This is a genomic window from Bacillus sp. JJ783 (assembly GCF_036963225.1).
In the GTDB taxonomy this organism is placed as follows: Bacteria; Bacillota; Bacilli; order Bacillales; family Bacillaceae_G; genus Bacillus_A; species Bacillus_A cereus_U.
This window is the reverse complement of the sequence record NZ_JBALMG010000097.1, coordinates 1-4578: the sequence shown is the minus strand read 5'-3', so window position 1 is coordinate 4578 and position 4578 is coordinate 1. Positions and strand designations below refer to the sequence as shown.

Genomic DNA, 4578 nt, shown 5'->3' with positions numbered 1-4578 from the left:
TAATCGTTAAAAAGAAAGCTTTAAATTTCATTAGGATAGTGCCCCTTTAAAAAATATTTTTAATACATTTGTGTATAATACGAACTTTTAATGTCCGTTATTTTATCCATAGTTTGTTTTAATTGTTGTTTACGAAAGATTTCAGCTTCAGATAACGTTTTTTTCTGCAGTGCTGTCGTAAAAAAGAAAATATGAAAAGTCATAGACGAATTCCTCCTTTCGAAAAGGAATTACAGGTGATCACAATAAAGCACTTGGCGCTCCTTAACATCATTCATAGCTTTTGCAATTTGCTCATTGTGAAGAATTTCAGCTTTGGAAAGTGTATTTCTTTGAATCGTAATACTTAAAAACAATACGCTAATAGTCATCGAATGTTGCTCCTTCCTTTAAAAAATAATGTAAGAGACTAAAAAATCGCACAAAAAAGCCACAGGAAGATATCGTTCTCCTACGGCTGGGCGTGAAAAAGCCACAGGAAAGTATACGACCTCCTGTGGCGAATTTATGAATTAAAAGAAATAAAGTACGATTTTTAATTCTCCATTAGGGTGGTCGAATTCATATTTAATTGTCCGAAAAACACAGGTGCAGTTAACGCTAAAGTTAAAGCATGTAATTGTAATTTCATCATTTTCTTCGACCTCCTTTTAGAATATTTTTCTTACGTTAGTAAGTATATACAATTAATGGATAATTGTAAACATAAAAATTGAAAATTTTTAATTTTGATTAAAATGCGTATATTTTAAAGGGTTTTTAAGGGATACATTGTATAGATTGGATAATAAATAGAACTTGGGGGTGTCTAATAAAGTATATGAATAGAATAGCAGGTGTTATGCTAACAATTTTTTTATTTGTTACGGCTTGTTCTAATGGGGAACAAATAAAAGAAATATCACATATTGAACCTGGGGTTTTTAAAAAATATACGGGGACATACGTTGGAAATAATTCCGACGTGTTTGCGATTGTTAAAAACTTACCTGGTGGTGAAACAGTTCAAAGTATAAATTTGAAAAATGAGAAGATCGCGGTGAAATACGGTGAGAAAAAGAGTGGTAATTTAACAGAAGATATCATTGAGACGTATTGGTTTGATGAAAGGGATACGATGAAAAAGAACTTTCTCTTTAATGCTATTTATCTTGCAATTTTAGTACCAAATGCGAAAGGGTATGAGTTTCAGGTTAAAAATCAAAATTTTGCATTGAAAAGAGAAGAACTTTTACCCATACTTTATAAAGAATTTAATGATTTGCCAAAGGATGATCTTATATGGAATAAGGGAATCGTAATGAACTTCTTTTACGGTAATCAAGAAAAAATAGAAAAGCTAGTTAATAATAAAGATTTTCGAAAGCAATTTTTTGATGAACATCCTGTGCGGGAATCTAAGTGATAGGGAAAGAGAAAATAGAAGAATTGCACGATAGATTGTATACAGGTCCTTTACTACAATTTTTGAGAACGGATATTCCATACATACCACATGTAACAGTTGGGAGAAAAGGTAGCGCAGAGTTAGTGGCTGAAATAGCGAAGGGGATTCCTAGTTTTCATGAGAAGTTGGACTGTGTAATTAATAGAATTAGTGTGGAACGAATTGGTGAGAATGGAGAGTCAATTATTGAATTTGAAGTACCATTGCAAAAAAGCTGACAAAAGTCAGCTTTTTTATTTCGTACCATGAAGTAAAGCACCAATCGCACCACTATAACCGCCGTCTTGTAAAAAGACTGGTATTTTATTTTGATATTCTGTATAGCTACTTATAATATTTTGAAGATGTACGTTATTACATAGAGTAGAACCGATGTAAATGATATGGTCAATATTTTTCGCTTCGGCGAATTGAAGGCTTAATGCTGTGACGACTTCACCGACAAGTCCTTGAACGGTAGTTAGTATATCTGAACTACTATAATTTGAATCTGTAATGATCGCTTTTCCGAAATTGCTAGCAGTTAAGTTATTATCAATAGGGGAGAGAATCCCTCCATAAATATCTCCAACTGTAATATCTAGACTGTTTCTTGAACCAATTTTCGTAAGCGGAATCACATCTTCAAAATGATCTATATTTGTTAATAGTTTTGAAAGGCCCATAATAGTACCACCGCCAACTCCAGTCCCACCAGCACGAACGTATTGCTTGTCGTGAACGTAGTGAATAGAAGTACCTGTACCGATATTTGTTAATACAAAGTTGTTTATAGCACGTTTTTCTTCTTTTAGTATGTATCGGACTCCTGCTAAAGTAGCTTCAAACTCGTTTAACTCTACTATTTTATATGAACCTGAAAGTAGTTGTTCTAACTGTTTAGCTTTACCACCTGTAATGCATAATTGTGTAATTGAATTATTATTATGAAGGCATTCTTTAATTCTTTCTTGTTCATATGAATAAAATTTTTCAAAACATAATTTTTCCTCTAGGTTAAAGTAAGCAATCTTTGTTAATGTTCCCCCAGCATCAATACCAACAACATTCCGCATTTTCCTACCCCTTACTATGTAATCTGTTTAATCAGCTTGATATATTAATAGTTTTTCAATGGTAACGATTGATTGACCGTTTACAGAGGCAATTCCTTTCCCGAGAATAAAACCTCGTCTGTTACGTGTTAATTCATAATGTAAGTCAAGTTTATCACCGGGATACGCATTTTCATGAAATTCCACCCCATCTAAAGAGGAGAGGAAACCAAGTCCTTCAGATGCTCCTGTACTTACAAAAGCACTAAGTTGAGCGAGTGCTTCTACAATTAGCATATGAGGCATATAGTTTTGATTGTTATTAATAAACCACTCATTATTTGTGATCAGTTTGTATCCTGTAGCTGATTGAGATTCTTTAACGTTTGTAATTTTATCGATCATTAAAAATGGATAGCGATGGGGAAGAGTATCTTTAATATTCATATCGTACCTCCAGGAATAATAATACCCCTGCTAAAGTTAAGCAGGGGAGTTATTATTAATTTTTAACTAATTCCGCTACTTTTTCAATAGAGAAAATACCGCTATTTTTAATGTTTTCAACTGCTTCTTGTAATACTACTTTATCTTGAACAAGTGCAATACGTACAAAGCCTTCGCCGTGAGGACCGAAAGCATGGCCTGGTGTGACAACGACATTTGCACGATCCATAAGTGCATAAGCGAACTCTAGAGAAGTACATCCTTTCGGAATTTCAGCCCAAACGAACATACTTCCAGCGGGTTTATCGACATTCCAACCGAATTTGCGGAATCCGTCCACTAAAGTATCTCTACGTTCTTGGTAAATTCCACGGTTTTTCTCGCAAAATGCAGCGCCGTGTCGTAATGCAGCGGATGCAGCTTTTTGAATTGGTAAAAACACACCGTAATCTGTATTAGACTTAAGTTGCGTAAGCGCGCCGACAATTTCTTTATTACCAATCATATAACCAATACGGCTACCAGCTAAACTATAACTTTTAGATAAAGAATTAATTTCAACGCCAACTTCTTTTGCACCAGGTACAGATAAGAAGCTAATTGGCTTTTGACCATCAAAATAAAATTCAGCATAAGCAAAATCATGGACAATGATAATATTATGTTTTTTCGCGAATGCAATTACCTCTTTAAAGAAATCTTCATGAGCCATTGCTGGAACTGGATTCCCTGGGAAGTTCAAAATCATCATCTTCGCTTTATCGGCAATTTCTTCAGGGATAACTTCTAAGTTAGGTAAGAAATCATTTTCTTTCTTTAATGGCATGTAGTAAGATGTTGCACCGGCCATTTGAATTCCTGTTTCATAAGCTGTATATCCTGGATCAGGAACTAGTATTATATCTCCCGGATTTGCAAAAACCATAGGTAAATGAACGAGTCCGTCTTGTGAACCCATTAATAATAAAACTTCTTTTTCAGCATTTAATATAACATTATGAGTGTTGTTGTAATATTCAGTTACAGCTTCGTGAAATTCTTGAATACCAGATAACGTATATCCGTAACTTTCTTTTGCACTTGCTGTATGTACCATTGCTTCTCTTACGAAATCAGCAGGAGGCATATCGGGATTCCCGATACTTAAATCGATCATTTTATGACCTGCTGCAATTTTCTCTTTTTTATAGGCCCCTAATTCACTAAATATAGAAGATTGGAATGCTTTCATTCTAGTTGCTAACGTGTAAGTCATCAAAACCCCTCCTAAAAACAGTGTTTTCTTTCTGCGTTTTTAATTATTCTGAAAACACATGTTTACATTTTATCATTTTTTTATGAAAATTAAAACGATTGACAAATTTAGAGAAGGGAAGTATTTTATATGAAAAATCTACTTAATCTTGGTGATTATGGTGCGCTATCCAATTTCGGTATAGTATTTATTTTTGTAGTTGCTTTCAATGCTATTAGGATGTTGTATAGTCTTTGTTAAGAATATCACGCATGTCTCGAATGAAAAAGAGTAGGAATACTAGACCAATTATGCCGCTAACCCAATAGTATGCGTATCCCATTGTATATTTCTCATAAAACGAAAGGGAACTCCAAATGATTAGAATTACTGAACATATTGTTGATATAACTAAA

At 33.8% G+C, this 4578-nt stretch carries 7 protein-coding genes and 1 pseudogene; 2 read left to right on the top strand and 6 right to left on the bottom strand.

Annotated elements, in window-relative coordinates; translation table 11 throughout:
- Positions 1–59 precede the first annotated feature (59 nt).
- Positions 60–203 (bottom strand): YrzI family small protein, encoded by a 144-nt coding sequence (locus tag V7038_RS19970; RefSeq protein WP_000142704.1) that lies wholly within the window; start codon positions 201–203, stop codon positions 60–62.
- A 27-nt stretch (positions 204–230) separates the two neighbouring features.
- Entirely contained in the window at positions 231–371 is a 141-nt protein-coding gene (locus V7038_RS19965; protein WP_002110421.1) for a YrzI family small protein, read from the bottom strand.
- A gap of 440 nt (positions 372–811) precedes the next feature.
- Between V7038_RS19965 and V7038_RS19960 the strand changes: the two genes are divergently transcribed.
- Complete coding sequence (locus V7038_RS19960; protein WP_335695549.1) at positions 812–1405, top strand: DUF4825 domain-containing protein; 594 nt, start codon at positions 812–814, stop codon at positions 1403–1405.
- A 2-nt stretch (positions 1406–1407) separates the two neighbouring features.
- Positions 1408–1665: pseudogene (locus tag V7038_RS19955) on the top strand (hypothetical protein); the annotation flags it as partial.
- Positions 1666–1680: 15 nt separating this feature from the next.
- On the opposite strand, the gene coaW reads toward V7038_RS19955, so the two are convergent.
- The 4 genes from coaW to V7038_RS19935 form a co-directional block, all read right to left on the bottom strand.
- Positions 1681–2502, bottom strand: a complete 822-nt coding sequence (gene coaW / locus V7038_RS19950; RefSeq protein WP_335695544.1) for a type II pantothenate kinase — start codon at positions 2500–2502, stop codon at positions 1681–1683.
- A 27-nt stretch (positions 2503–2529) separates the two neighbouring features.
- Positions 2530–2928 (bottom strand): 3-hydroxyacyl-ACP dehydratase FabZ family protein, encoded by a 399-nt coding sequence (locus V7038_RS19945; protein ID WP_002110416.1) that lies wholly within the window; start codon positions 2926–2928, stop codon positions 2530–2532.
- Positions 2929–2983: 55 nt separating this feature from the next.
- Positions 2984–4183, bottom strand: a complete 1200-nt coding sequence (locus V7038_RS19940) for an LL-diaminopimelate aminotransferase (protein ID WP_335695543.1) — start codon at positions 4181–4183, stop codon at positions 2984–2986.
- Between the two features lie 214 nt (positions 4184–4397).
- A partial coding sequence (locus V7038_RS19935) for a hypothetical protein (protein ID WP_335695542.1) occupies positions 4398–4578 on the bottom strand: 181 nt, incomplete at its 5' end.

What these genes read in the sequence shown, in the direction of transcription:
- V7038_RS19940 (WP_335695543.1), bottom strand. Translation starts at nt 4,183, where the DNA reads ATGACTTACACGTTAGCAACTAGAATGAAAGCATTCCAATCTTCTATA.
- V7038_RS19970 (WP_000142704.1), bottom strand. Translation starts at nt 203, where the DNA reads ATGACTTTTCATATTTTCTTTTTTACGACAGCACTGCAGAAAAAAACG.
- coaW (WP_335695544.1), bottom strand. Translation starts at nt 2,502, where the DNA reads ATGCGGAATGTTGTTGGTATTGATGCTGGGGGAACATTAACAAAGATT.
- V7038_RS19965 (WP_002110421.1), bottom strand. Translation starts at nt 371, where the DNA reads ATGACTATTAGCGTATTGTTTTTAAGTATTACGATTCAAAGAAATACA.
- V7038_RS19945 (WP_002110416.1), bottom strand. Translation starts at nt 2,928, where the DNA reads ATGAATATTAAAGATACTCTTCCCCATCGCTATCCATTTTTAATGATC.